The sequence below is a fragment of the Lentzea waywayandensis genome (genome assembly GCF_900115955.1).
Classification (GTDB): Bacteria; Actinomycetota; Actinomycetes; order Mycobacteriales; family Pseudonocardiaceae; genus Lentzea; species Lentzea waywayandensis.
Window position 1 is genome coordinate 116,536 of sequence record NZ_FOYL01000017.1, and the last position, 25,235, is coordinate 141,770.

Annotated in this window: 22 protein-coding genes and 1 pseudogene; 4 read left to right on the forward strand and 19 right to left on the reverse strand. The window is 68.7% G+C overall.

What is annotated here, in order from left to right; all coding sequences use genetic code 11:
• Positions 1 to 101: 101 nt before the first annotated feature.
• From BM417_RS41415 to BM417_RS41425, 3 genes are read right to left on the reverse strand one after another with little or no spacing between them, the layout of a single operon-like run.
• Positions 102 to 1,250, reverse strand: coding sequence for a cysteine desulfurase family protein (locus BM417_RS41415; RefSeq protein WP_093605598.1), 1,149 nt, complete (start codon positions 1,248 to 1,250; stop codon positions 102 to 104).
• Positions 1,247 to 2,485 carry an MFS transporter gene (locus BM417_RS41420; protein WP_093605599.1) on the reverse strand — a complete coding sequence of 413 codons (1,239 nt, stop codon included), beginning with the start codon at positions 2,483 to 2,485 and terminating at the stop codon, positions 1,247 to 1,249. Before BM417_RS41420 ends, BM417_RS41415 begins: the two co-directional genes overlap by 4 nt.
• Positions 2,482 to 3,834 carry an MBL fold metallo-hydrolase gene (locus tag BM417_RS41425; RefSeq protein ID WP_093605600.1) on the reverse strand — a complete coding sequence of 451 codons (1,353 nt, stop codon included), beginning with the start codon at positions 3,832 to 3,834 and terminating at the stop codon, positions 2,482 to 2,484. Before BM417_RS41425 ends, BM417_RS41420 begins: the two co-directional genes overlap by 4 nt.
• Positions 3,835 to 3,881: 47 nt before the next feature.
• Here BM417_RS41425 and BM417_RS41430 point away from each other — a divergent pair, with 47 nt between their 5' ends.
• Positions 3,882 to 4,535 carry an ArsR/SmtB family transcription factor gene (locus BM417_RS41430; protein WP_093605601.1) on the forward strand — a complete coding sequence of 218 codons (654 nt, stop codon included), beginning with the start codon at positions 3,882 to 3,884 and terminating at the stop codon, positions 4,533 to 4,535.
• A 20-nt stretch (positions 4,536 to 4,555) separates the two neighbouring features.
• The gene (locus tag BM417_RS41435; RefSeq protein ID WP_245822681.1) at positions 4,556 to 5,767 is read left to right on the forward strand and encodes an MFS transporter; all 1,212 of its coding nucleotides are present in this window, start codon (positions 4,556 to 4,558) and stop codon (positions 5,765 to 5,767) included.
• Here BM417_RS41435 and BM417_RS41440 read toward each other — a convergent pair.
• From BM417_RS41440 to BM417_RS50420, 4 genes are all read right to left on the reverse strand, one after another.
• Positions 5,757 to 6,380, reverse strand: a complete 624-nt coding sequence (locus BM417_RS41440; RefSeq protein ID WP_093605603.1) for a class I SAM-dependent methyltransferase — start codon at positions 6,378 to 6,380, stop codon at positions 5,757 to 5,759. The two genes, BM417_RS41435 and BM417_RS41440, sit on opposite strands and share 11 nt — an antisense overlap.
• The gene (locus BM417_RS41445) at positions 6,377 to 6,940 is read right to left on the reverse strand and encodes a hypothetical protein (RefSeq protein WP_093605604.1); all 564 of its coding nucleotides are present in this window, start codon (positions 6,938 to 6,940) and stop codon (positions 6,377 to 6,379) included. The genes BM417_RS41440 and BM417_RS41445 overlap by 4 nt, the downstream gene beginning before the upstream one ends.
• 9 nt (positions 6,941 to 6,949) lie before the next feature.
• On the reverse strand, positions 6,950 to 7,987 hold the full coding sequence (locus BM417_RS49615; protein ID WP_245822683.1) for an integrase core domain-containing protein: 1,038 nt from the start codon (positions 7,985 to 7,987) through the stop codon (positions 6,950 to 6,952).
• A gap of 71 nt (positions 7,988 to 8,058) precedes the next feature.
• On the reverse strand, positions 8,059 to 8,331 hold the full coding sequence (locus tag BM417_RS50420) for a polymorphic toxin-type HINT domain-containing protein (protein WP_093605605.1): 273 nt from the start codon (positions 8,329 to 8,331) through the stop codon (positions 8,059 to 8,061).
• On the opposite strand from BM417_RS50420, the gene BM417_RS41460 reads away from it, so the two are divergent.
• Positions 8,284 to 8,445, forward strand: a complete 162-nt coding sequence (locus BM417_RS41460; protein ID WP_093605606.1) for a response regulator transcription factor — start codon at positions 8,284 to 8,286, stop codon at positions 8,443 to 8,445. The genes BM417_RS50420 and BM417_RS41460 overlap by 48 nt on opposite strands.
• On the opposite strand, the gene BM417_RS41465 is transcribed toward BM417_RS41460, so the two are convergent.
• From BM417_RS41465 to BM417_RS41490, 5 genes are all read right to left on the reverse strand, one after another.
• Complete coding sequence (locus BM417_RS41465; RefSeq protein WP_093605635.1) at positions 8,435 to 9,277, reverse strand: alpha/beta fold hydrolase; 843 nt, start codon at positions 9,275 to 9,277, stop codon at positions 8,435 to 8,437. The genes BM417_RS41460 and BM417_RS41465 overlap by 11 nt on opposite strands.
• Positions 9,278 to 9,316: 39 nt before the next feature.
• On the reverse strand, positions 9,317 to 10,885 hold the full coding sequence (locus BM417_RS41470; RefSeq protein WP_093605607.1) for an HD domain-containing phosphohydrolase: 1,569 nt from the start codon (positions 10,883 to 10,885) through the stop codon (positions 9,317 to 9,319).
• Positions 10,845 to 11,342 (reverse strand): methyltransferase family protein, encoded by a 498-nt coding sequence (locus BM417_RS41475; protein WP_093605608.1) that lies wholly within the window; start codon positions 11,340 to 11,342, stop codon positions 10,845 to 10,847. Before BM417_RS41475 ends, BM417_RS41470 begins: the two co-directional genes overlap by 41 nt.
• A 659-nt stretch (positions 11,343 to 12,001) precedes the next feature.
• Entirely contained in the window at positions 12,002 to 12,451 is a 450-nt protein-coding gene (locus BM417_RS41485) for a hypothetical protein (RefSeq protein WP_218164726.1), read from the reverse strand.
• An 86-nt stretch (positions 12,452 to 12,537) separates the two neighbouring features.
• Positions 12,538 to 15,975, reverse strand: a complete 3,438-nt coding sequence (locus tag BM417_RS41490) for an nSTAND1 domain-containing NTPase (RefSeq protein ID WP_093605609.1) — start codon at positions 15,973 to 15,975, stop codon at positions 12,538 to 12,540.
• An 85-nt stretch (positions 15,976 to 16,060) separates the two neighbouring features.
• Here BM417_RS41490 and BM417_RS41495 point away from each other — a divergent pair, with 85 nt between their 5' ends.
• On the forward strand, positions 16,061 to 17,317 hold the full coding sequence (locus BM417_RS41495; protein WP_177320906.1) for a hypothetical protein: 1,257 nt from the start codon (positions 16,061 to 16,063) through the stop codon (positions 17,315 to 17,317).
• Positions 17,318 to 17,806: 489 nt separating this feature from the next.
• On the opposite strand, the gene BM417_RS41500 is transcribed toward BM417_RS41495, so the two are convergent.
• The 7 genes and pseudogenes from BM417_RS41500 to BM417_RS41525 form a co-directional block, all read right to left on the reverse strand.
• Positions 17,807 to 18,313 (reverse strand): hypothetical protein, encoded by a 507-nt coding sequence (locus tag BM417_RS41500; protein WP_245822685.1) that lies wholly within the window; start codon positions 18,311 to 18,313, stop codon positions 17,807 to 17,809.
• A gap of 195 nt (positions 18,314 to 18,508) precedes the next feature.
• Positions 18,509 to 18,649, reverse strand: a pseudogene (locus BM417_RS50425) (zinc ribbon domain-containing protein); the annotation flags it as partial.
• Positions 18,650 to 18,848: 199 nt separating this feature from the next.
• Positions 18,849 to 19,484: an integrase core domain-containing protein gene (locus BM417_RS41505; RefSeq protein WP_245822687.1), complete on the reverse strand. Its 636-nt coding sequence runs from the start codon at positions 19,482 to 19,484 to the stop codon at positions 18,849 to 18,851.
• Between the two features lie 110 nt (positions 19,485 to 19,594).
• Positions 19,595 to 20,374: an SDR family NAD(P)-dependent oxidoreductase gene (locus BM417_RS41510; RefSeq protein WP_143139039.1), complete on the reverse strand. Its 780-nt coding sequence runs from the start codon at positions 20,372 to 20,374 to the stop codon at positions 19,595 to 19,597.
• Positions 20,375 to 20,430: 56 nt separating this feature from the next.
• Positions 20,431 to 21,198, reverse strand: a complete 768-nt coding sequence (locus BM417_RS41515) for an SDR family NAD(P)-dependent oxidoreductase (RefSeq protein ID WP_093605613.1) — start codon at positions 21,196 to 21,198, stop codon at positions 20,431 to 20,433.
• 39 nt (positions 21,199 to 21,237) lie between these two features.
• The gene (locus BM417_RS41520; protein ID WP_218164727.1) at positions 21,238 to 22,917 is read right to left on the reverse strand and encodes a family 43 glycosylhydrolase; all 1,680 of its coding nucleotides are present in this window, start codon (positions 22,915 to 22,917) and stop codon (positions 21,238 to 21,240) included.
• A gap of 62 nt (positions 22,918 to 22,979) precedes the next feature.
• On the reverse strand, positions 22,980 to 25,223 hold the full coding sequence (locus tag BM417_RS41525; RefSeq protein ID WP_093605615.1) for a beta-glucosidase family protein: 2,244 nt from the start codon (positions 25,221 to 25,223) through the stop codon (positions 22,980 to 22,982).
• Positions 25,224 to 25,235: the final 12 nt, after the last annotated feature.

Genomic DNA, 25,235 nt, shown 5'->3' on the forward strand with positions numbered 1-25,235 from the left:
CACGCTTGTTGAGGTGTTCACCTCTCGATTGTCACTCACAGCGGAAGTGAGATTCGTTTGCCACCAACCGTGTCGCCAGGCAAGCCGGCAATTCTGTGGTGTCAGCTGGCGGCGGAGACGATGTGGTGTGCAGCTTGGTCGATCTGCTCCGCTGTGCTCCACCTGCCGAGCGACAACCGCAGTGCGCTCAGGCCGCGGCTGGCGGTCATGCCCATGGCGGTGAGCACGGGCGAGGGCTGGTGGTCTCCGCTGTGACAGGCCGAGCCGGTGGAAGCGGCGATTGCGGTTGTGACGCCGAGCAGCTCGTGCCCGGCGATGCCGTCGATGCTGATGTTGAGGGTGTTGGGCAACCGCGCCGTCTCGGGACCGTTGAGGTGGACTCGGCCCGGCAGGGCGGTGGCGAGGAGGTCGTGCAGGTGGTCCCGCAGTGCACGGACGCGGTCGTGACCAGCCGAGGCGAGGTCTTTCGCGGCGAGCTCGGCGGCGGTGCCGAGTGCGACGGCGAGTGCTACGTTCTCGGTGCCGGCCCGCAGGCCGTGTTCCTGGCCTCCGCCGTACACCAGCGGTTCCAGCGGTACACCGGGCCAGATGCACAGGGCGCCGATTCCCTTGGGGGCGTACATCTTGTGCCCCACCACAGTCACGAGATCGACCTCGGTCGCGTCGAACGGGATCTTGCCGATCGCCTGCGCGGAATCGGTGTGGAACACCACGCCGTACTCGCGGGAGACGCGGGCCAGTTCGTCGATCGGTTGCAGGGCACCGGTTTCGTTGTTCGCCGCCATGACGGATACGAGAACAGTGCGTGGGTTGATCGCCGCGGCGAGATCGGCTGGGTCGACCAGACCGCAGCCGTCGACGGGCAGCAACGTGACCTCCGCGTTGTGCCAGCGGCGCAACGCCTCGCAGGCCTGCAGCACCGCGGGATGCTCGGTGGGTTGGGTGATCACATGCGGCCGGCCCACGCCGGAGGCGAGCACGGTGCCGCGGATGGCGAGGTTGTCGGCCTCGGAGCCGGACCCGGTGAACACGATCCGCTCAGCTGAGGTGCCGAGGAGCGCGGCGACCTGATCGCGGGCGCGGTCTAGCGCGATGCGGGACTCTCGGCCGTAGTGGTGCGTGCTGGACGGGTTGCCGAACTCAGCGGTCAGGTACGGCAGCATCGACTCGGTCACCGCCGGGTCGATCGGTGTGGTGGCGTTGTAGTCGAGGTAGATCGGTCCGTCGAGAAGTCCACGGGGGACGGTCACGCGCTGACCTTCCTGTTGGAGTGGGTTTCATACATGCGTACGGCGACCACGATTCCGGACAGTGCGGTGAGTGCGGCGACCACCCACACCGCGGCGCGCAGGCCCCATAGGTCGGCGACGATGCCGCCGAGCAGGGCGCCCACGGCGAAGCCGCCGTCGCGCCAGAGCCGGTAGACGCCGACGGCTCGCGCGCGCCAGGCCGGGTGTGCGACGTCGCCGATCGTCGCCAACAGGGTCGGGTAGACCATCGCGGTGCCCGCGCCCAGCAGCACGGCCGCGACCAGCCACATCGTGAAGGTGTCGGCGAGCGCGACGAGTGCGAGCGCGGCGGCCTGGATGAGCATGCCCGCGGTGATCAGGTGTTTGCGGCCCCAGCGGTCCGACAGCGGGCCGGTGACCAACTGCCCCAGACCCCACACGGCCGGGTAGACAGCGGCCAGGACACCGATCTTGGCGACCGACAGGCCGGCGGTGGCGAACAGGATCGGGAACAGGCCCCACGCCAGACCGTCGTTGAGGTTGTTCACCATCCCTGCCTGGCTCGCCGCCGACAGCGCGGGCTCCCGCAGGCTCGTGCGGGTGAAGATCTCCCGATCGCTCGGTATCTCTTCGGCGGCAACAGGATGGTGCGTCGCTTCGAACCGGGCATGTTCTCGGGTCTCCCGCACGGCGAAGACGGTCAATCCGATACCGATGACCACATAGGACAGTCCGAGCAGGAACGGTGCCGGGCGCAGCCCGTACCGTGCGGCGAGGTAGCCGGTGGCGAGCGCGGTGACCGCGACGGCGATGTAGCCGGCGGCTTCGTTGAGGCCCATCGCGAGGCCACGGCGGGACGGTCCGGCCAGGTCGATCTTCATGATCACGGTGGTGGACCAGGTCAGGCCCTGGTTGACGCCGAGCAGCACGTTGGCCGCGACGACCCAGCCCCACGACGGTGCCCAGATCAGCATCAGCGGCACGGGGATCGCGGCCAGCCACCCGGCCAGCAGCACCGGGCGGCGGCCGAAGCGGTCGGACCAGGTGCCCGCGAAGTAGTTGGTGGTGGCCTTGGTCAGACCGAACGCGACCACGTAGGTGAGCACGAACGTGTAGCCGGTCAGGCCGAACTCGTCCTTGGCCAGCAGCGGCAGCACCGCGCGTTCCTGTCCAAGCACACCGCCGACCAGTGCGTTGACCGCGACGAGCAGGCTGAATTGGGCGAGGTTGGCGCGCAGGCCGAGTTGGAGGCTCACCGGCCGCTGTCCAGGCGTCCGCCGGTCGCGTCGGCCCAGTCCTGAGGCCCGCCGGCGAGGACGGAGACGTCCCGGTGTCCCGCCTGTTCGAGGAGGCTGGCGGCACCCATCGCACGCTCCCCGTGGCCGCACATCACGACCAGCGACTCCTGTGGGACTTCGTCGACGCGGCTGGGTAGGTCGCCGAGTTCGATGTGCTGTGCTCCTGGCAGGTGGCCGGAGGCGAACTCGGGTTTCTGCCGGATGTCCAGGACCGGTCCGCTGACTTGGTCCGGGCCCACCAACCTGGTTGTGGCCGTTTGAAGTTCGGCGGCCGTCCACGCATCCATCCCTCCGGCGAGTTCGCCCGCGAGGTCGAGGTAGCCGATCTTGGCCGCCTGCCAGGCGATCTCCGCGGGATCCTGGTCGGCGCCACGCACCACGACCAGCGGTCGGTCGTGCGGCGCCAGCCAGCCGAGCCAGGACGCGAATGCTGGCCGCAGCGGAATCGAGAGCGCACCGGGCACGTGCCCGGCCGCGAACTCGCCGAGCGGCCGCACGTCGACCAATCGAGCGCCGCCGGCCAGAAGCCGCCGAACTGCCGCAGCATCCAGCGGCGGCAAGCCGGGTGTCCCTGAGAGAACGCCCCGGCGGTTGAGCTCGCCCAGCCGCCGGAAGTAGGGCGGATAGCTGCCGAGCGAAGCGAGCAGCTCCTTGACGAAGCTGTCCTCATCGGCCGCGCGCAGCAACGGGTTCGTGGTCTTCTCCTTGCCGATCGTGCTGGTGCGGTCGGAGCCGGGTGGGGCGGAGCAGAACGATCCGGCGCCGTGCGTGGGCCAGACCGCCACGTCGTCGGGCAGTTCGGCGAGCCGTCGCAGCGACGCGTACTGGGCGCGAGCGAGTTCCTCCGTCCGGTCGGGTGAGACGAGATCCGTGCGGGCAGCGGCACCGACGATCAGCGAGCCGCCGGTGAACGCTCCGAGCGGCCGATCGCCGTCGAGCAGCAGGAACGACAGGTGCTCGTCGGTGTGGCCAGGGGTGCCCAACGCACGAAGGCGTAAGCCACCGAGGTCGACGTCGTCGCCGTCACGCAGCCCGCTGTGCGCGAACTCGCGGTGTCCGGCCGCGGAGGCGAGCACGCGGGTGCCCTCGGTCGCCGACAGTTGGCGGGCGCCGGACAGGAAGTCGGCGTGCAGGTGGGTATCGGCGGCGAACGCCACGGTTAGACCGCGTCGCTGTGCGACTCGGTCGATCTCCCTCAGGTCGAGGCTCACGTCGACCACCAACGCCCGGCCATCCCCCAGGTCGACCAGATACGCGGAGTTCCCCAGTCCTTCGTCGACGAGCGGCACCACGTCGGGCATGGTCATCGCCTCCTCTCGGTGTTCTACACTATTCCAAAGATGATTGGAGAACCATGCCTGACCGGGACGCGAAGACGGCGTTGTTCGACCAGTTCGCGCGCGTCGGCAAGGCCCTCGCGAGCGGCAAGCGGCTGGAGCTGCTCGACCTGCTCTCCCAGAGCGAGCGGACGGTGGACGCACTCGCCAAGTCGGCGGGACTCGGCCTGACCACCGCGTCGGCGCACCTGCAGACCCTCAAGCAGGCCAACCTCGTGGCCACCCGGCGCGAGGGCACGAAGATCTTCTACCGGCTGGCCGGAGACGACGTCGCCGAGTTGTTCGCGCTCCTGCGCACCGTGGCAGACGACCGGTTGCCGGACGTTCGCAGCGCGCGCGAGGCCTATCTCGGCGACGACACGGACGCGGTCAGCCGCGAGGACCTCCTCGATCGCGTCCGATCAGGCCGCGCGACTGTGATCGACGTACGTCCCACCGAGGAGTTCGCCGCCGGCCACATCCCCGGTGCCGTGTCGATCCCGTTGAACGAACTCGCGGACCGGCTCGCCGAACTCCCCGCCGACCAGGAGATCGTGGCGTACTGCCGCGGTGCCTTCTGCGTGCTCTCCCACGACGCCGTCCGCCTGCTCACCGCCCGCGGACGAACAGCCCGGCGACTCGCCGACGGCATGCTCGAATGGCGCCTCGCCGAGCTTCCCGTCGCGGTCTGAAGCCCAGCGAAATGGACACTGTGGACACTCTGATCACCCGTCACCCCGCCCAGCGACGCATCCTGACGGTGCTCGTCGCCGCCCAGGTCCTCAGCGGCGCCGGACTGGCCGCGGGCATCACGGTCGGCGCGCTGCTCGCCCAGGACATGCTCGGCGCCACCAGCGCGGCCGGATTACCCGCGGCGCTGTTCACCATCGGCTCGGCACTGGCGGCCCTGCTGTTCGCCCGCGTTTCCGGTCTGCGTGGCAGACGCGTCGGGCTGGCGGGCGGCTACCTCACCGGCGCGGTGGGCGCGCTCGGCGTGGTCATCGCCGCCGCCACCGACAACGCCGTTCTGCTGTTCGTCGCGTTGTTCGTCTACGGCGCGGGCAGCTCCACCAACCTCCAGGCGCGCTACGCCGGCGCCGACCTGGCCGCGCCGCAACGCCGAGGCAGCGCGGTGAGCACGGTCCTCGTCGCCACCACCCTCGGCGCGGTGCTCGGCCCCAACCTCGTCACCCCGACCGGAGAACTGGCCGCGCGCTGGGGCGTTCCCGCACTCGCCGGGCCGTTCATCCTCGCGGTCTTCGCCTACACCGCGGCCGCCATCGTGCTGTGGGTGCTGTTGCGCCCCGATCCCCTGCTCACCGCCCGCGCGCTGCCCGCGGATCCCGTGGCAAGCGGCAACTCCAGCCACAACACACGACTGCTGCTGATCGGCACGACCACCATGGTCGTCATCCAGCTGGTCATGATCGCGATCATGACCATGACTCCGGTGCACATGCGCCACCACGGTCACGACCTCGCGGCCACCGGCTTCGTCATCGCCGTCCACGTCGCCGGGATGTACCTGCCCTCACCGATCAGCGGCTGGCTCGTGGACCGCATCGGCAGGCTGCCCGTCGTCGCCGCCTCCGGCGTCACGCTGCTCGCGGCCGGACTGGTCGCCGGGTTCGCACCCGCCGAGTCGACGCCGCTGCTCACCCTCGCGCTGGGGCTGCTCGGGCTGGGATGGAACCTCGGACTGGTCAGCGGCACCGCGCTGATCACCGACGCCGTCCCGGTCGAAACGCGCGCCACCGTGCAGGGCCGCATCGACATGGTCATCGCCGTCGCCGGAGCCACCGGTGGCATGGCATCGGGCTTCGTCGTCGCGAGCAGCAGCTACCCGGCCCTGTCGTTCGCAGGCGGCATCATCGCTTTCCTCCTCGTGCCACTGGTCGCGACCCGGCCACGTGTCAGGGCTTGACCGCGGCCACTCGCTCGACCATGCCGAGCTTGAGCCGTTCCTGCCGCTGCACCACGAACCCCGCCTGCTCAACCAGCGGCAACGGGCGGCGGGTCTGGTAGTCGCCGCACATCCGCACACTCAGCTTCTCCAGCAACGATTGTCCGAAGTGGACGATGCGGTGGTGGCTGCCGACGTGGTCGAGCAACAGCAGCTTCCCGCCGGTACGCAGCACGCGATGCATCTCGGCGATCGCTTCACGCTCGTCCGGGACTCCGCACAAGCCGAGCGTGCAGACCACGGTGTCGAAGGACTCGTCCGGGAACGGCAACGCCTGCGCGTCTCCCTCGTGCAACTCGACTTCACGCCCGAGTTCGCCCGCGCGAGTGCGAGCGATGTCGAGCATGGCCGGGCTGAGGTCCAGGCCGGTCAATCTGACATCCGCCGGGTAGTGCGGGAGGTTGAGGCCGGTGCCAATGGCGACCTCGAGCACGTCACCGGTCGCCTGCGGGCACACCCATTCGCGGCCGCCGCTGAACTGGATGCGTTCGAAGAAGCCGATGTCGCGGTCGTAACGCGGCGCGTAGCGATCCCACACCTCGCGGAGACCTTCGTTGCTGAGCTTCTTGCTCATGTCGATTCCCCTTCAGGCAGCAGTCCACGCGTGAGCAGGCCTGCCAGCGTGGATGGAACGGCAGCGGTGTCCAGAGGCCCTTGCCTGGCGGGATCCCAGTGCAGGTGCACCGCCCACAACACGCAGGTCTCCAGGATCGTGCGGGCGACCAGCGGCGCCGGTCCGGGCAGCCGCAACGCCTTGCGCCGCTGGAGATACTCGGTCAGCACCAGGACGAGACCCGACCGGCCCTGGCCGAACCAGACCTCGGCCAGCTCCGGCAACTCGGAAGCGCAGCGGTCGACCAGCTTGATGCTCACCCGGTGCCGGGACAGCGTGTCGTACAGGTTCGTGATGATCCCGCCCAGTTCCACGGCGAGCGGGCCACGTCGCCGCTTCGACAGCGCTTCGACCAGCCACAGCTGCTCGATCTCGCCCCGGAGCCGGTCGGCCACCATCGCGGCCAACTCGCCTTCCTCCGGCGCACGGACCGGCAGCTCGGCCACATCGGGCAGCGGCTCCACGCCGTCGGCGAACCGCAGTGCGGCCCCGAGCAACGCTGTGCGTGCCGAAAACTGCATCCGTGCAGATTAAGCGGCATGGCGATACTCGTGGATGACTCCGCCGAGACGATCCCGTCGGCATATCGTGAGGCGCTCGACATGATCGAGTTCAAGAGGCTGAGGCCGCGCCCGTAAGGGCGCTGCGGCGGCAAGTGATCGGTGGGTTCGGTGCTCGCTGTAGTGCCGCTCGTGCTCGCGCAGCGCTTGCCGTAGGCGGGTCTGATTCCAGATCAGCGTGCGGTCCAGCAGTTCGGCGCGAAGGATCTTGACCCAGCGTTCGATGATGGAGTTCATGCGGGGCGTCCGGACACCGGTTAGCACCGTAGCAATCCCCGCGGAACCGAGGATGTCGTCGATCAACGCGGGATATTTGGCGTCGCGGTCACGAATGAAGAACCTGATCCGCGCGACGTATCCGGTGTCCTCGAGGTCCATGAACAGGTTGCGGATGGCCTGGGTGACCCAGGCGTGGGTGGGGTGTGCGGTGGTGCCGACTATCCATACACGCCGGCTGGCGTGGTGGATGGCGACGAGAATGTACTGGCGCTGCCCGGTCAGCGTGACCGTTTCAATGAAGTCCATCGCCAGGATCGCCTCCGCCTGCGAACGCAGGAAGTCAGCCCAGGTAACGGTTGTCCGGCGCGGGGCCGGATCGACGCCGGCAGTCTTGAGGATCTCCCACACCGTCGACGCGGCGATCGCGACACCGAGAAGCGCAAGTTCGCCGTGGATGCGTCGATACCCCCACGAGGAGTTCTCGGTTGCCAGGCGCAGGACGAGCCGGCGGATCGAAGCGACAGTGCGCGGACGCCCAGGCCTACGGTTCACGCACATGCGGGCATGGCGGCGCTTCATCAAGTCGCGATGCCACCTCAGCACCGTATCCGGGCTGACCAAGAGCCGGAGCCGGCGCAGCGTCGCGCGGGCCAGGGGCACGAGTAAAGCGGCGAACAACGCCCTGTCCTCTGGCCGCAGTCGTGGGCGCTGACAGCCGAGTTGCCGCTGCAGGACCGCGAGTTGATGGCGTAACGCGAGGATCTCGACGTCCTTCTCCCGATCAGTCATACGCAGAAGCCACAGCGCGGCGAAGGCGTGTTAGACAGCGAGGTAGGCGAAGCGGACCAACACGGCCGCGATCATGCCGGATGATGATCGGTAGCATGCCGATGCCTGCTGACCTGCACGGACGTATTTCTCGGCACGCAGACGGTGTGCAGCCCGTTGACCGTCAGGTTATAGACCTTGCGGTATTCCATGCGCGTGGTCGTGCTGACTACCGCGAACTTGGAGCCGTTTGCAGCGACAAGGGAGTCACCAGGCTTCAGATCGACGGCTTTGCGCCAAGTAGCGACCTGCTCGCCATGGTCGGCGCGGGCCAGTCGAACGCCGAGATCGGCCGGAGGCTGCATCTGGTCGAGGGCACCGTGAAGACCTGCATGACGACGATCATGCAACGGCTCGGCGCGCGCAACCGCGTGCAGGCGGCGATCACCGCCTACGAGGCGGGATTGGTCAACCCATAGCCGCGCGAAGTGCGGCGAGGAACGCTTCGGGCTGTTCCAACGCCGGATCGTCACGAGCGTCGTCGATCACGTGCAACGGCCACCCGAACCGGGCGCTCGCCGCCTCGGCGACGGGCAACGGCATCCCCACGTCCTGGCGTCCCCAGATCAACGTCGTCGGCGCGGTGATGCGGTCGAGGTCCTCCGGCGGGATCGGCGCGGACATCCAGGCCATGCGCCGCATGGCGGTCCGCACGCTGGGCGTCCGGAAGAACTCCAGCGCGTAGGCGGCGACCCGGTCGTAGGACTCGCCCATGTCGGCCCGCACCCGGTCGAGATCGGCGTAGCAGTAGTTCCGGAAGCTCTTGTCCAGCCGGCTTTCGGTCGGCCGCAGCATGACCCCGGCAAAGCTGATCATCATCCTCAGCGGTGGCCGGAACTTGCCGAGCCCATGGGCGTCCACCAGCACGAGCCGGTCGACGCGGTCGCCGTGCTCGGCGGCGAACCGGGCCACCAGGCCACCGGCCGGCCCCTTGCCGACGAGGATCGGGGTGCTGTCGCAGGTCTGCTCGATCAGCTCACCGAGCCACGTGAGCACCCGGCCTGCATCGACGCGACCGTCCGGGACCTCGGAAGCGCCGAGTCCGGGCAGGTCGGCCGTGACCACGCGGTGGGTCGCCACCAGATCCGGGATCAACCTCATCCAGATCGCGCCGAACTCGGTTTGCAGAAACAGGATCGGCCGCCCGGTGCCGCCCTCGATGACCGCGGTGGACACCCCGTGCACGGTGATCTTTCGCTCGGTGACGGGCAACCCGGCGACGAGCGACGCGCGGACGGAAGTACTCGACATGATCGCCTCCAACGTCGGACCGTTCAGCTGACTCCGACGCTAGGAGCGATCGCGGTCGAGTCCCATCGGGAGTTCTCCCCACTCCACGAGTCCGTGCTGCATGGCGAAAAGCGCGGCGCCCGCCCTCGTCCGGACACCGATCTTCCGGTAGGCGTTCTGGATGTGACGGTCGGCGGTCTTGACCGAGATCCGCAGGGCTCGGGCGACGTGCTTGGTCTGCATGCCACGGGCGAGCAGGCCGACGACCTCGGTCTCGCGGGCCGTCAGGCCACACGGCCGCTCGATGCGCGGCGCCCGCCGACCGGCCGCCGCGAGCACGGCGTTGACCGCATCGGGATCCAACCGGCCCGCGCGGGCCTGCTCCCCCACCGTCTCGGCCGCCTGGTCCGGCGACATCGCGACGCGATGCGGCCGTGGTTCGGTCATGGCGTGGAAGGCATCGGCGGCCGCGAGCAGTCGTCCGGGCATGCCGAGCGCCGAGGCCGAGGTACCGCGGTGGTAACCGGAACCGTCGAGGCGTTCATGGTGGAAGGCCGCGATCGGGACGAGCGAGGCGAGGAACGGTGACCGGCTCAGGACGCGCTCGGTGTGATAGGCGTGCAACCTGACCCGCTCCCAATCGTCGGGCGAGAGCGGCCCAGCGTGCTGCCACACGCGAACCGGCACGGCAACCCGTCCGACGTCGTGCACGAGCGCCGCGCGCCGCAGCGCCAGTGTCTCCGCGGCGCCGAGCCCGCACCGCGCACCAGCGCCCTCGGCCAGTGCGGCGACACCCGCCGAATGCCCGACCAGACAAGGCGAAATCAGGTCGGCGAAGTCACCGATGGCACTCAGCGCGAGGTCGATCGCCTCCCCATCGAGAACGAGGTGCGGCCCCGGCTCGCTCGCGAGCGTCTGCGCCCACACCGAGGCGTCCGGATCCATCGCCAACACCTTCCCCGCGTGATCCGCGAGCGGTAGGGCGACATCCGGGTCGAACGCGCCGCCCGCGCGTTCTCGCATCACCTCGGCCGCGACGTCGTCGCCGGCGAGCATCTGTTGAAAGGCGGCGTCGCGAACCACCTGCACGATCCGCATCGGCAACGGAATCGCGTCGCCCTTGCGGTCCCAGCGGTCGTCGGAATGGGCGAACAGCTCGGTCACCGCGGCCGGGAGTCCAAGACGGCGGGTCAGCATCTGCGCCGCATCACAGTCGGCGGCCACGACCCCCGGCAGCGCCCGCACCGCCCGGTACAGCCCGCGACTGGCCCGCACGACCCGGAAGCCGCCCGGTGGCGCCGCCACGGCTCGCAGCATCCCCATGAGCGCGCGCGGCCGGCTGGCGAACCTGACCGGAGTGGCGTACGTCGTCAACGCGTCGTCGTCGGTGAAGAGCTCCAGGCCCGTCATCGAGTTCGCGGTGCACCCGACGTGGTACAGCAGCGACGCGTAGAAGGCCTGCGCCGCCGTCTCCCGGCCGACCCCGAGGACGTCGCACAGTCTCACCGACATGAGTGCGCCGCGCAGCCCGTGCTCGAGCGGCACCCCGATGCCCAGATCCGTCGCGAGAGACAACGCCGCGACGACGTCAGCCGTGCGGACCCCGTCCACCGGTGGCGGGTCGAGCATCCACCCACGGTACCGCAGGGAACCGCAGGTAGCGGGGCACGGCGGCCCGGTACGCGGCGAACTCCGCACCGAACGCCGCCTCGAGCGACCGTTCCTCCCGCGTGATCTCCCAGTGCACCCTGCCCGCCGCGGCGGGCAGGGTCAGCAACATCCACGCGGACCGCAGGCCGACACCGACCCCGAGGTGCAACAGGGCCCACGCCACGTACATGGGATTGCGGCTCACCGCATACGGACCCGCGGTCAGCAACCGGCCGGGCCGTTCCAGATCGACCTGCCCGGCGGCCGCCACGGACCGTCCGATGAGGACCGCCGCGGCCGCGATCATCGCCGCGCCCGCCACCCGGCTCCCGGGAATGCTCCGGGGCCGCAGGCGGTGCAGTCCCACCAGGGCGGTGATCCCCAGCAGGTGGGCTTCGGGCAGCGGAACGTTGCCCGCTCGCCAGGCCACGGTCATCACCAAACGATAGCCACCGCGACACTCCCCGCAACCGCACCGCGATCGCGATCGTCCACGCGGCCGTGAGCAGATACCCGAGCGTCTCCCCCACGATGACGCCGAGCACGACGTTGAGCGTGTGGAACGTCGACGGGCCGGTCAGGTGCGGAACCACGAGCGCGCCACCGGAGCAATCCGACGACCTGCACGAATGCGGCCACCACCCCAAGCCACGCCGTGCTCCGGTCCAGCCGCCACGCAATCGGCGCCAGGAGGGCGGCGCCGAACGCCAGCAGCAGAAACTCTTGGCGCATGAGTGAGTTGACCAGCCTGGTGTTGCGTACATACCGGCAGCTCACAGTGGTCTTGCGACCTGAGGCGATGGTGACCGGGCTGGTGCCGGCGTGGTTTTGCGGGCCTTCGGCCCGGCATAGCGGGTCCGGTCGTCACCGAACTCGTTCTTGAAAGTTGATCCCGGCGCGGAGGTGAACGGCACAATCCCGCTGTGGAAGTGGATCGGCGACGAGCCCGCGACCACGTTCAGCTACTGACGATGCTGCCGGTGACCAGCACGTCGGCAGGCCACGGCCGGGACGAACGCTCGGCCCTGTCGGGTTTGTGGTGCTGACCATCCTCGTGGGTGTTCCCTGCGAGGGAACACCCACGAGGAGTTCGCGTCAGGACTCGCCGAACGCCCTGCCGGAACAGATCGGGGTCTCGCCCGACTTCACCAGGCAGACCCGGATGGCCACCGGGGTGTTCTCCCCGATGTTGCCGCTCGCCCAGCCACTGCAGTAGGGCGACGCGTGGCCGCGAGTGTTGACGACGCGGTCGGTGTCCCAGGTCGCACCGGGGTTGACGTCCAGCTGGGTCTCGACGCCCCAGCCGTCCGCCAGCGTGTCGCAGGCCCGGATCGCGTCGCCGGGCACGCTGCCGTCCGGGTCGGCGTTGAAGTCGCCGTAACCCGCGAGGTCCGATCCTCGGTAGACGTTGATGCCGGCGTCGGCCGACTGGATGCCGAGCTCGAATCTCGCCTGCGACTCCGGGGCCGCGCTGGCTTGGCCGCCCACCAGCACCAGACCCATCGTGCTGGCCAGGACCGCGAGTGCCGTGAAGGTGCGCTTCATCCGTTTTCCTTCCGTAGAACGGGTTTGTGCACCGCCATTCGTAGGGGTCGCGGAGTTGTCCAGCAGCAGGTCACCGCCCTGGCCAATCAACAGCGGCCAACGCGGGCGCCGCAGATGCGGGCGATCACGGCCTCCGGGTCGAGGTCCCACCTGATCACGCGGGGGTCGGAGCCGGTGGACGCCAGGGTGTCGCCGTTGAACGCGACGGAGTTGACCGGACCGGTGTGGCCGGTCAACGTGGCCACCTGCTCGCGGGTTGCGGTGTCCCACAACGTGATCACCGTGTCGCTGCCGGCGACCGCGAGGAGCGTTCCGGTGCCGTTGAGCGCTAGTTCCCGCACCGCACCGCGTTGACCTGGCAGCGTCGCGCTCTGCTGGCGGGCCGCGACGTCCCAGAAGATCACCGCGCCACTGGCGTCCCCGGTGACCAGCGTCCGGCCGTCGGGCGTGAACGCGATGTCCCGCAACGCGTTCCCGAGCTCACCTAGAACCGCGAGCTCACGGGAGTGCTCGACGTCCCAGAGCACGATCCGCCCGTCGTTGCCCCCGGAGGCCAGCACCGTGCCGTCGGGGCTGAAGGCCAACGCCTCCACCTCGGCCGTGTGCGCGACCGGGAAGTTGCGCGGCGGCGCGTCGGAAGCCGGGTCCACCAGCCTGATCGTGCGATCGGCGCCGCCGGAGGCGACCACGTTCCCCGCCAGCACCAGGCTGGTCACCGGACCGTCGTGCTCAGCGATGGTGCGCACCGGCTTTCGCGACTCCAGGTCCCACGCGGTGACCGCGCCGTCCTCCCCCGCCGACACCAGGGTTCCGTCGGGGTGGAACGCGACCGACTTCACCCTCGCGGGCGCGTCGAGTTCGGTGATCTGCGTCCCGGACGGGTCCCAGACCCTGATGGACCTGTCCGCGCCACCGGTCGCGATCCGCCCGTCGGCCGCCGTGGCGACACCGAACGGTGGAGCCGCATGTCCGGTGAACGCGGGCAAAGCGACCTGCCAGACGCTCACGCTGTCGTCGCCACCCGCCGCCAGCTTCGTCCCGTCAGGACTCAGCCCCGCCGCGAAGAAAGCCCCGGTGCGCGAGATCAGCCCGGTCAGCCAGCCGCCGCCGGGCACCGACCACCACCGCACGCTGCCGTCGTCGGCCGCGGACATCAGCATCCGGCCGTCCGGTCCGAACCCGACGGACCTGATCCCCGCGGTGTGCCGCCGCAGGAAACTCGGCTCTCCCCCGGCCCGCAACACGACCTGGCTGTCCGCACCACCGCTGGCCAGCGCACCGCCATCCCTGCTCAGCGCCACCGCGAGCACCGGTCCGCGATGGTCCTGGTAGACCTGTTGCGCGCCCGTGGTCCGGTTGTGCACGAGCACGCCGTTCTGCCCCGCCACCGCGACCAGGTCACCGCCCAGCGCCACGTCGTGGACCTCGCCGAGGGAATGCGGGATCCGCAGCACCTCCCGAGCGCCTTCCCACAGGATGACCGTGCCGTCCTGCGACGCGGACGCCATCAGCCGGCCGTCGTCGCTGTAGGAGATGCTGTTGATCCTGCCGTGCGCCACGGGAAGGACGTGCGCGGCGGCGTTCGTGTTCAGGTCCCACAACACGATCTGCTCGTCTTCACCACCAGAGGCGAGCCCCGGAGCGGAAGGGTGGAACGCCAGCGCTCGCACCGGCTTCGAGTGCTGGGTCAACGCGATCGGCGCAGCGGTCCCGGAAGGCGAGCGGACCAGCACGGATCGGTCGTCCCCTGCGGACGCCAGCAGCGTGCCGTCCTGGTTGAACGCCACCGCCCGCACCGCACCGCGGTGATCCTTCAGTGTCACCCGCGGCGGTTTGTAGGCGGCGGTGCTCAGCAACGCACCGCGCGCCTCGATCGTCGGTGACGTGCGGAAAGCCTGCACGGCAAGGGCTTCCGCGGCGTCCGGCCACGACCCGCTGAGGTCCTGGGCCTGCAACGCGAGCTGCCGGGACAACGCGACCTTCTCCCCGGCAACGGCGGCACGGCGCTGGACGACCGCCACACCCGTGATCACCAGGCACGCCACCAGCAACGCGGCCAGGGCTTTGACGAGGGTGCGCAACCGCCGGGACTGCCGCCGGACGCCGGCACGTTCGGCGGTCTCGTGCGCCTCGCTCGCCGCGACGAACTCCCGTTCCAGCTGCGACAACGCGACCGGCGAGTCGGCGGCCAGCGACCGCGCGACCTCCAGCCGCACACCTCGGTACACGGCACCGGAATCGCGGTCGACGGCGTCCCAGGCGTGCGCGGCCGTCGTGAGGTCCTGGTGCTGCTGAAGGCGTTCGCGGTCCTCCTCGAGCCACGTCCGCAGCCGCGGCCAGGCCCTGGTCAACGCCTCGTGCGCCAGCTCCACACTGCCGTCCGCAACGACCACGAGCCGCGCTGTGACCAGGGCGTTCAACGCCGGCCCCATCACCTCGTCCAGCGCGACCCGCCGCCGCAGGTCGTAGGCGCCCTGACCGGGCTGCACCAGCCGGAGCAGCAACGAACGAGCCGCGGCCTGATCAGCGGAACCCAGCTCCGTGAACGCCTGCTCGGCGGTGGCCGCGATCGCACCGGACACCCCGCCGCTCGCCTGGTACCCGGCCAGGGTGAGCCTGTTGTTCTCCCGTCTTCGCCACGTCTCCAGCAAGGCGTGGGACAGCAACGGCAAGGCGCCTGGCTGACCGTGCGCGTCGATCACCGCCGCCGACACCATGTCCGGTTCGACCTTCAGCCCGGCGCAAGTGGCAGGCTCGACGACAACCCGCCGCAACTCCTCCGGCGTCATCGGCCCGACCAGCACCTGCGCGTCCCGCAGCGCGGTGACCAGCGCGGGGATCACCGCACACCGGTCCAGGAAGTCGATCCGGCAGCCGATGACCACCTTGGCGTCACACGCCAACAACGCCGCGACGAACGCGTCGCGCTCGTTCGGGTCGGCGCACAGCGTGAACGTCTCCTCGAACTGGTCCACGACGACCAGTTCCGGCCGGTCCGCGGTCTTGGCCGTCAGCTCCCGCACCGGGTGGGCGGTCGGCGTCAGCACGACCGACGACAACGACAGCGAGGGCACCAGACCGGCCCCCAGCAACGACGACTTCCCCGATCCGGACGCCCCGAAAACCCCCAGGAACGACCGCTTCCCCACCTCCCCCACCAGATGCTCGACGAGTTCCTCGCGCCCGCGGAACAGCGACGCGTCCTCGGGCTGGAACGCCGCGAGCCCGAGATAGGGAGCGCTCTCGTCACCGGGCGCGAGGATCTCGGCGGCCACCTCCCGCCACTGCCGTTCCCAGTGCTCCGCATCCCCTTCGCAGGCTTCGACGTACCCGAGCGTCACGGCCAGCGTCGGCAGTTGCGTGCCGCCCGCCGCCTCGGACAACGCCGTGGACGAGAAATGAGCCCTTCTGGACAACTCCCGGTAGCTCGGAGATCCGGCCTTCTCGCGCAGCAGGCGCAACTCCCACGCGAAGCGCTGGACCGGGCCTTCGTTCGGGTCGAGCGGACGTTCTGGCCGTCCCACCCGCACCTCCTCTGTTCGACTGCGAATGATTGTCCTGACCGATCAACCGTTGCTGGACAACTCCCTCCGGATGAACGTGGACGCCGTGAAACGACTCGGGTTCATCGTCGCGATGTTGTTGCTGGCAGCGGGCACACCGGCCGCAGCAGCGCCCAACCAGATCACGGAACGGGACGGTTCCGCGTTCTCGCTCACGCCGGACTGGTCACTGGACACGCAGGCCGCCGGGCTCGCGTCCACGCTCGGTTCGCGCCTGCCGGTGTCGGACGTGCTGGCGGCGGCCAACCGGTCCACGAACGACTGCTCCACCAGTCGCAAGCAGGCTCAGCCGGAGTTCTACGACCGCACGGACATCCCGTTGCAAGCAAACCAGATCCTGCACAGCAGCGACCGGTTCTGCTGGGACGACAGCGACAGCAAGGTGTCCTACTGGGTGCCTCAGGGCGTGACCGGATCGTCCGACGCGGACGATGACGGCCAGTGGGGACCGAACAAGGTCATGGCCGTGAGTTGGCACTACGACACCGGGAAGGCAGGGACGCAGACGGACCACGGGGCGCGGCTGTCGCTGGTGGACCGGGTGAGCGGCAAGTACCGGCACGTGCTGCTGGTGGAGCCGACCAGCTCGTCGAACTTCCGGGCGGTGCCGATCCACGCGGGCGGCCTGGCGTGGTTGGGGCGCTACCTTTACGTCGCGGACACCTCGCGCGGACTGCGGGTGTTCGACATGGAACGCGTGCTGGAGGTGGCCACCGACCAGGACGACGTGATCGGCAAGAGCGGCAGCAAGTACTACGCCTACGGCTACCGTTACGTCGTACCGCAGGTGGCAACGTACCGGCAGGCGATCACGCCGCCGTCCCCGTGCGTGCCCCAGCCCAACGCGCTGTGCTACTCCTCGCTGGCGCTGGACCGCAGCACGACGCCGGACACGCTGGTCGTCGGTGAGTACCGGGACGGCCGCAGCACCGACCTGTCCATCGACGGCGGCCGCGTCGTGCACTACGACGTCGACGCGTCCACCCGCAAACTCGCGGTGTCCTCGGGCAAGGCCGTGCCGAGCAGGGCGGTGACCACGCCGAAGAGCAACGTCCAGGGCGCGCAGACGTGGCAGGGCGAGTACTACCTGGGCCGCAGCTCGGCCGACAAGCACAGTTTCATGTTCGCCGGATCTGCGGACATGAACACCTACAGCTGGGCGGTCGGCGGTGAGGACCTCTACTACGAGCATGGCAGCGGGCTGCTGTGGACGGCCACCGAGCACGCCTTCAACGCAGCGGACACGTTGATCGACAAGCGGATCGTGTTCGCCGTCCCGCTCGCCGGGATCGCTCCGCGCTGATGCCGGGACTGGCCGTGCTGGCCGTCGGCACGTTCGTACGGTGATGACGGCCGGGGCCGCCTTCACGAGGAAGCGGCCCCGGCTCTGTCGTCATGACGCCAGGGGCTTGTCCCCCTGCACGCCTCACACGGCGAACTGGTTGCGCACGAACCACTGCCCCGTCGACGGACGCCACACTGTCAGGTCAAGGTGTCTGACACCGCGCAAGGGAATGCGACGAGCGCGTCAGCCCGTGTTGTTGGACGGCCCTGCGCGTGCCGAAAACCGCATCCACGCAGGTCAAGCGGGACGATGGCCCTCGTGGATGACTCCGCCTCGACGGACCTGGCGATCTATGACGAGGCATTCAATCCGGCCAGGTTCAAGAGACTGAGGCCGTGCCCGCAGGGGTGCTTCGGCGGCCAGTGATCTACGTGCGGTGCTCGTTGTAGCGCCGCTCGCACTCACCGCGTTCCACAGGGCAATCTGATTCCAGATCGGCCTGCGGTCCTATAGTTCATTGCGAAAAATCTTGGCCTCAGTCGTCAGAAATTGGCGACGAAAGATTGAATCGCGTCGACTGGCCCTCCATACTAGGTTCGAGCTATCCAATCGCGCATGAACACACGAACTGCGCAAGCTTGCTACATATTGGGGCCCAAGTCCCCCTCGGACACAATCACTAAGTACACGCGGAGAGGTCGTCGCATAGACGGCCTCTTTTGCTTTGTCGTACTTCAGCTCGATCCCGAGCTCTCCGTAGAGCCTCGCCAGCTTCTCCGGCTCACCTTCCTTGATGATCGCCGTCACATCCGCCAGCGAGTCCACCGCCGCCTGAAGCTCAGCCGCAGACGCCAGGTTCGGCGCCGGCAGACCGTTCAGCTCAGCACTGGCCGCAGCCCGCTGCTCCTCCGTCTCGTTGATCGCGTCCACCAGCGCGACCGGATCGACGCCAGCCGCGATCGCCGCTTGGAAACGCCGCAACTTCGCCTCCGCGTCCACCAGACGCTTCTTCACAACCTCTCTGCTCGACCTTCCGCTCGGATCATCCTGGGACGCGACCATCCCCGCGACAGTCCGATCAATGCTCTTCCGGTCGAAAATCTGGCACAGCCACTTGTTGAGCGGTCCGAGAAGAACCTCCTCAGCAAGGTTCACCGTGGGCCGATGCTCAGACAACGCATGCGAGCCCGGCGCCAAGGTGCGAGCGTGGCACCGGTAGTAGGTGTGACTCTTCCGAATCGTCGCCGCCTGCATCCTTCGGGAACAGATCCCGCACCTCACCAGCCCTCGAAAGATGTACGGCCGCGTACCCCTCACACGGGTCCGTTCCAACTTCGCCCGCCCCCTCATTCCTCCAGCTCCCCGCGAACGGCGCAAAAGCTGCGACTGAGTGAAGTCCTCGACCGTCACCAAATCCGGATGCGCAGGCACTCTCCACCGGACAACCTGATCAGGGGTCGATCGCCGGAACTTGACGACGTGGCCGGCGGCAACGTCGTCGAAGTCCTGCGGGGTGCCAAAACACGGTGCAACGGGCCTGACCTGCGGATCAAGCTGCTGCAGGTTCGTACTCGTTGATCAAGCCGCCAAGCACTCGCCGACGGCGTACGGATCTACAGCCTGGGTCTCCGGTCGGATGATCGGGTCGTGGTGGAGAGTCGTGTAGCGCTTGATGTGGCCGCCGATGGTTGTAGTGGGACACGTAGCGGTTCAGCACTGACTTGAGGTGATGCTCGTTGATGATGAGCAGCCTGTCGGTGAGCTCGCGTCTCACCGTGCCGACGAAACGTTCGGCGTAGCAGTTCGCCCGCGGACACCGCGGCGGGATCTTCACGACATCGATCCCAGCGTCCGCGAGAACGGAATCGAACGAAGCGGTGAACTGGCCGGCCCTGTCACGAACCAGAAATCGAAACTCGTTGGCCCGGTCGTCCAGCTCCATGAGGAAGTTGCGAGCTTGCTGTGTGGTCCACGGGCCGTCAGGGTTGGTGGTGGTGCCGAGGATGTGGACGTAGCGGGTGCCGACCTCCATCACGAAGAACACGTACACCCGCTTCAACGTGACGGCGCAGTCGACATGGAAGAAGTCGCACGGCAGCACGGTCTCCGCCTGAGCACGCAGAAACCGCCGCCACGACGCGTCGGAGTCCCGAATTCGGTCGCCGGGACGGGAAACTGCCACCACCAGCGCATTCCGGGCCGGTCGCTCATCTCGGGGTCGCGGAACCGCCCGGCCACCCGACGCGCGGCGCGTCGGGTGGCCGGGCGTACCGGGTGTTTCGGGTCGCGTGATGCTCAGGCGTTGATCAGGCCGCCACCGTCGGCGTGGATGTTCTGCCCGGTGATCCAGCGGCTGTCGTCCGACGCGAGGAACACGGTCACCGGCGCGACGTCCTCGTAGGGGTTGCCCACGCGCTTGAACGGGTTGTTCACGAACATCTTCTCGATGTGTTCGCGCGTCTCGGATTCCATCCACTCCAGTCCGCCGGAGATGTTGTCGGTCATGCCGTTCGGGCACAGCGTGTTGACGCGGATGTTGTGCTTTCCCCATTCCCTCGCCACGACGCGCGACAACCCGCGAACGGCCTCCTTCGATGCCGCGTACGGGGCGTACAGCGCGTCGCCCATCACGCCGGCTTCCGAGGCGAAGTTGATGATGGACGTGCCGGCGCCGGGCCGGTCGCGCAGGAACGGGAAGCACAGCTTCATGAGGTGCCAGTACGCGTACACGGAGCTGCGCATCTCGAGGTCGAGGTCGTCGATGGTCTTCTCGAGGAACGGGGCCGGGACGGTGATCGTGTGCGCGTTGTTGACGAGCACGTCGATCGTGCCGAACCGGTCAGCGGCCGCGGCCACGAACGCGGAGAGCGCGTCGTAGTTCATGATGTCGACCGCCATGGCCAGTACCTCGGCGCCGTGCTCTTCACAGATCTTCGCGGTCTCCGAAAGCTTGCTCTCGGTCCTCGCGCAGATCGCGAGCTTGGCGCCCTCGGCGGCGATCCTGATCGCCTGCTGCTTGCCCAGGCCCGAGGAGGCGCCGGTGAGCAGCACGACTTTTCCGTCCAGCTTTCCCATGATCTTCTTTCTCTCGTTGTCGGAAGTCTTCGGCGACGGGCGCCGCCGGATGCGGTTCAGGCGCGCATCGTGGTGCCGCCGTCGACGCTGAGGATCTGCCCGGTCGTCCACTCGGCGAGGTCGGAGAGCAGGAAGGCCACGGTGGCGCCGATGTCCTCCGGCCGGCCGTGGCGCGGCGCCGGTGTGGCCGCGAGGATCGCCTCACGGAACTCGTGTGGCAGGTTGAGTTCGGTCTGCCGGGTCATGACCAGGCCGGGGGCGACGCCGTTGCACCGGACGCCGTCCTTGCCGTAGCGGCGGGCGACGTGGCGGGTGAGCGCCCCGATGCCGGCCTTGGTCACCGAGTAGGCGACCTTGTCGGGCATGCCTGCGTAGGCGGCGCCGGACAGGGTGTTGACCACGGATCCGCCGCCGGCGGCGATCAGGTGGGGCAGCACGTGTTTGAGCGTGAGCAGGTAGCCGGTGAGGTTGACGTCGATGCTGCGCTGCCAGGCGGCCAGATCGATGTCGACGGCGTCTGTGTCTTCGGCGACCGCGTCGGCGCGGATGTTGGCGGCGACGTTGAACAGGCCGTCGATGCGGCCGTACGTGCTGATCGCCAGGTCGATCTGCTGCTTGACCTGGTTCTCGTCGGCGATGTCGGTCACGGTGGCGATGCCGTCGCCGCCGGCCTCCTTGGCGGCCTGGACGGCGGCTTCGGCCGACGTGTCGACGACGTCGCCGACGACGATCCGGGCACCGCCGGCACCGAGGAACCTGGCAGTGGCGGTGGCGATCCCGCCGGCGCCGGCAAGGACGATGACCTTGTCGTGCAGGCCTTCCATGAACAGATTTCCTTTCGTGGCAGGTGGGGCCAACGCGGATCAGGTGATCTTCGTGGTAGGCCCAGCGGTGATGCCGTTCTCGTTGAACGAGTCGACGGCGACCCAGTAGTCGGAGCCGGCGTTCAGGGTCCGGAGGTCGAGGTCGTTCTGCTCGTAGACCAGCCAGCTGTGGTAGAGCTTCTCGGGCGCGATGCCGTAGCGGACGTTGTAGCCGTGGGCTGTCGCGCAGGCGTCCCACTCGATCCGTGCCGTGAGGTCGTCCACGCGCCTGGCTCGCGCGGTGGCGGGTGTGGGTGCTGGGCCGTCGCCGTTGCCGAAGACGCGAAGACCACTGACCGCGAAGGGGCCGTCGAAGGGCAACCGGCCGGCTGTGACTCGGACGTACCGGGCGCGGCGTGCGGTTTGGAGCACCACGAACGCGTGTGGTGTGTCCTCGCCCGACTCCTGGTTGTCCGAGACCGTGTGCCACCGCTCGCCGTCCGAGGAGACCTCGATGAACGCCTCGGTCGGGTGATGATCGGGGTAGATCGCTCGCCAGGCCCCGGCGGCTTCCGCGCCGTCGGCCAGCTCGGGTGCGTGCGTGGCCAGGTCGTGGTCGGCGAGGTTGAGCTGGATCGCCGTGATGGTGCGCTCCTGGCCGAGGTCGGCTTGGAGCCATTCCCCCGGCTGGGCCGTTGCAGCGGTCCACCAGGTGCGGATGTCCTCGTTGACCGCGAGTTCGGGCCCGTGTCCTTCGGCGGAGGAGGAGGCGGTCGTCTTCGCACGGAAGGACTGCAGCATCCACCCTGCGAAGGTTCCGGTCCACGGATCGACCCTGCGGTCCGGCACGATCGTCGGGTAGTCCCCGAAGTTCTGGTTGCAGAACAGGACTCCGTCGGCATCGAACCCGGCGGGGAACAACCCGACACGCCGCTCGAACTCGTGGTGCACCGAGATGCGCATGGTTGAGGCGTGCCACCAGTTTCCGTGCTCGTCCTGGAAGGTGCTGCCGTGGCCGGCGCCGGTGATGAATCCGCCGGGTTTGGCGGAGAACGGGCTGTTCGGCGCGTACTCGAACGGCCCAAGTGGCGAGGACGCGGTGTAGTAGCCGTCCGCGTAGGTGTTCCATTCCGTGCCTGGGGCGGCGTACTGCAGGTAGTAGGTGCCCTCGTGCCGGGTCATCCAGGCACCTTCGACGAAGGGGGCGTCGCCGAGGTACTCGGCGATGATCTTCGCCAGCTCCGTGGTGGGTTCGGTCTTGACGTGGTTCTCGCCAACCTGTTCCCAGCCGTGCCGTCCGGGGTCGCCGCCGAAGAGCGGGACCGCTTCGCCGATCCGGTCCATGGTCGCGGGGTCGACCCGGACACCGGTGACGGGTTCGGAGTTCGAGCAGCCCCAGTAGAAGTACACGGCACCGTCGGCGTCCTGGAACAGGTGCGGGTCCCAGAAGGGAAAGCCTGGGTTCACCAGGGTGAAATCGTCGGCCAGGGGGTCCTCGCTGCGGAAGAACGGGCTGTCGGTCTGCCGCGATGCCGAGATGCAGAGGGCGCCGTTGATCTCGCGGACGTCGGGCGCGTAGTCGAGCGCTGGGAGTTTCCTGCTGGCTCGGTACTCCCAGGCGAGCAGGTCGGCCGAGTGCCAGAAGCCGGCCGACATCGACGCGAAGAGATAGAACCTGTCCCGGTACCGGACCACCGACGGGTCGGCTGCCTCGCGGTGCACGGTCCTGCCCCCACTCATGGGCCGCAGGTCCTGGAATCGGTAGGAGAGGTTCAGCGGGTTGCAGAGGACTCGGTCCGACGTCATAAGTTGGTGCTTTCTTCTTCGTGGGACGTGGTCAGCAGCGACAGGAGCCAGTCGCCATCAATGGCGCCGCCGGTCAGACTGAGGATCTGGATCATCGGCATCGACGTCACCATGTGCGTCTCGTCGCTGTCGTCATCGAGGCCGCCTCCGCCCATGAGCGAACCCATGCGTGCTCGGAGCGGCGGGCCCGCCGCGGGATGCGCGAGCCACTCGCCGACGTTCGCCTGCAGCGACAGCGGCGGTGCGACACCGTCACCGTCGAGGTCGATGGACTGCTCACGGAGCACGGTGGTGGCGTTCTCGCCGACCTGGACGACGTAGGTCCCGTCCGGAACGACCCACCGGGCAAGGAGAACGTCCCAGTAGGCGAACGCCCGCCGGTCCAGCTGGAGCCGGACGATCTTGGTCTCTCCGGGTTCGAGGTGCACCTTCGCGAACGCGGCGAGAGTCCGATGTGGACGCCGGACGGGGCCGGCCTTCGTGGAGATGTACACCTGCACCACGTACTTGCCGGCACGGGCGCCGGTGTTCGTCACCATGACGGCCGCCGAGGCTTCGGACGGTCCGTCGACCCGCACCCGCAGATCGGACACGTCGTAGTCGGTGTAGCTCAGGCCGTGTCCGAAGGGGTAGCGGACCGGAGCGCCGACCGTCTCGTAGTAGCGGTAACCGACCATGACGCCTTCGGAGTAGCGGACGTGGCCCTGCTCTCCGGGGAACGACAGCCAGGTCGGGGTGTCCTGCAGGCGGTAGGGGATGGTCTCCGCGAGTCTCCCCGAGGGATTGGCCTGCCCGAAGAGGAGGTCTGCGATCGCCGCACCGCCGCCTTGGCCGAGCAGGAAGCCTTCCAGGATCGCCTCGACGTCGTCGTGCCAGTCCTCGAGCGACACCACGCCGCCGTTGGCCAGCACGACCACCGTCCTGGCGGCGACCGCCGCGACCTCCTTGATCAGCCGTACCTGGGACGGCGGCAACTCGAGACGGTCCCGGTCGTAGCCCTCGGACTCCTCGGTCTCCGGGTTGCCCGCGAAGACGACAACCACCTGGGCCTCGCCGGCGGCACGCACCGCGGCTTCGCGCAGTGCCGTGCCGTCCTCGGCCTGGGTGTCGAATCCGCGCGAGTAGATGACGTGGGTTCCGAGCGTGGCGGCGTGGGCTTCGATGCACTCCAGCGGGACGTCCACGCGCGTCGCGTTCACATGGGAGCTGCCTCCGCCCTGGTAGCGCGGGGTGGTCGCGAACTCCCCGACCACCAGCACGGACGAGGGCCGGTCGAGCGGCAGGGTGCCACGCTCGTTCTTGAGCAGGACCGCGCACTCGGCCGCGAGCTCGCGGGCCAGTACGTGGTGTGCGTCCAGGTCCGGAGCGGCGTCATCGTGTCCAGCTGCGTCGACGAGTGCGAGCACTCGCTCCACCGCCTGATCCACCGCCGATTCCTGGACATGACCGGCCAGCACGGCGTCGACGAGGGCCTGCGTCGCGTACTGACCGGGGCCTGGCATCGACAGGTCCAGGCCGGCGTTCAGGGAGGCGGGACGGGTGCGCACGGCACCCCAGTCGGAGATCACCGCGCCGGTGTATCCCCATTCGCCGCGCAGCACCTCCGTGAGCAGCCACCGGTTCTCCGACGCGGGAGTCCCGTTGATCCTGTTGTAGGAGCACATGATCGTGGCCGGCCGGGCCTCGATGACGACATGTTCGAAGGCCGACAGGTGAATCTCGCGTAGCGTCCGTTCGTCGACGTCGGCACTGATGACCATGCGGTCGGTCTCCTGGTCGTTGGCCGCGAAGTGCTTCACCGAGGCCCCGACTCCACCGGCCTGCAGCGCCTTCACGTACGCCGTGGCCAGCACGCCGGACAGCAGCGGGTCTTCCGAGTAGTACTCGAAGTTGCGTCCGCCCAGCGGTGAGCGCTTGATGTTCACACCGGGACCGAGCAGGACGTCCACACCGAGCGCCAGGGCTTCTTTCGCAAGGGCGGCGCCGATCTTCGCGGCCACGTCCTCGTTCCAGCTCGACCCGACCGCGACTGCGGGAGGGAAGCACGTCGCCGGTTCGCTGTGGTGCAGGCCGAGGTGGTCGGTGCCGTCCTTCTGCCGCCGGACGCCGTGCGGACCGTCGGCGAGCACGATCGCGGCGATGCCAACCTCGGGGATGGCCGTGGTGGACCAGAAACCACCGCCGGTCAGCAACGACGCTTTTTGTTCGAGGGACAAGGTGTTCAGGTCGGCTTGCGACATGAGGTTCCTTCT

Excerpts from the sequence above, each read along its gene's own strand:
- BM417_RS41515 (WP_093605613.1), bottom strand. The coding sequence starts at position 21,198 with ATGGAAGGCCTGCACGACAAGGTCATCGTCCTTGCCGGCGCCGGCGGG.
- BM417_RS41460 (WP_093605606.1), top strand. The coding sequence starts at position 8,284 with ATGGTCGGCGCGGGCCAGTCGAACGCCGAGATCGGCCGGAGGCTGCAT.
- BM417_RS41525 (WP_093605615.1), bottom strand. The coding sequence starts at position 25,223 with ATGTCGCAAGCCGACCTGAACACCTTGTCCCTCGAACAAAAAGCGTCG.
- BM417_RS41475 (WP_093605608.1), bottom strand. The coding sequence starts at position 11,342 with ATGACCGTGGCCTGGCGAGCGGGCAACGTTCCGCTGCCCGAAGCCCAC.
- BM417_RS50420 (WP_093605605.1), bottom strand. The coding sequence starts at position 8,331 with ATGCAGCCTCCGGCCGATCTCGGCGTTCGACTGGCCCGCGCCGACCAT.
- BM417_RS41430 (WP_093605601.1), top strand. The coding sequence starts at position 3,882 with ATGCCTGACCGGGACGCGAAGACGGCGTTGTTCGACCAGTTCGCGCGC.
- BM417_RS49615 (WP_245822683.1), bottom strand. The coding sequence starts at position 7,987 with ATGACTGATCGGGAGAAGGACGTCGAGATCCTCGCGTTACGCCATCAA.
- BM417_RS41470 (WP_093605607.1), bottom strand. The coding sequence starts at position 10,885 with ATGCTCGACCCGCCACCGGTGGACGGGGTCCGCACGGCTGACGTCGTC.
- BM417_RS41485 (WP_218164726.1), bottom strand. The coding sequence starts at position 12,451 with ATGAAGCGCACCTTCACGGCACTCGCGGTCCTGGCCAGCACGATGGGT.
- BM417_RS41445 (WP_093605604.1), bottom strand. The coding sequence starts at position 6,940 with ATGCAGTTTTCGGCACGCACAGCGTTGCTCGGGGCCGCACTGCGGTTC.
- BM417_RS41520 (WP_218164727.1), bottom strand. The coding sequence starts at position 22,917 with ATGAGTGGGGGCAGGACCGTGCACCGCGAGGCAGCCGACCCGTCGGTG.
- BM417_RS41465 (WP_093605635.1), bottom strand. The coding sequence starts at position 9,277 with ATGTCGAGTACTTCCGTCCGCGCGTCGCTCGTCGCCGGGTTGCCCGTC.
- BM417_RS41425 (WP_093605600.1), bottom strand. The coding sequence starts at position 3,834 with ATGACCATGCCCGACGTGGTGCCGCTCGTCGACGAAGGACTGGGGAAC.
- BM417_RS41440 (WP_093605603.1), bottom strand. The coding sequence starts at position 6,380 with ATGAGCAAGAAGCTCAGCAACGAAGGTCTCCGCGAGGTGTGGGATCGC.
- BM417_RS41510 (WP_143139039.1), bottom strand. The coding sequence starts at position 20,374 with ATGGGAAAGCTGGACGGAAAAGTCGTGCTGCTCACCGGCGCCTCCTCG.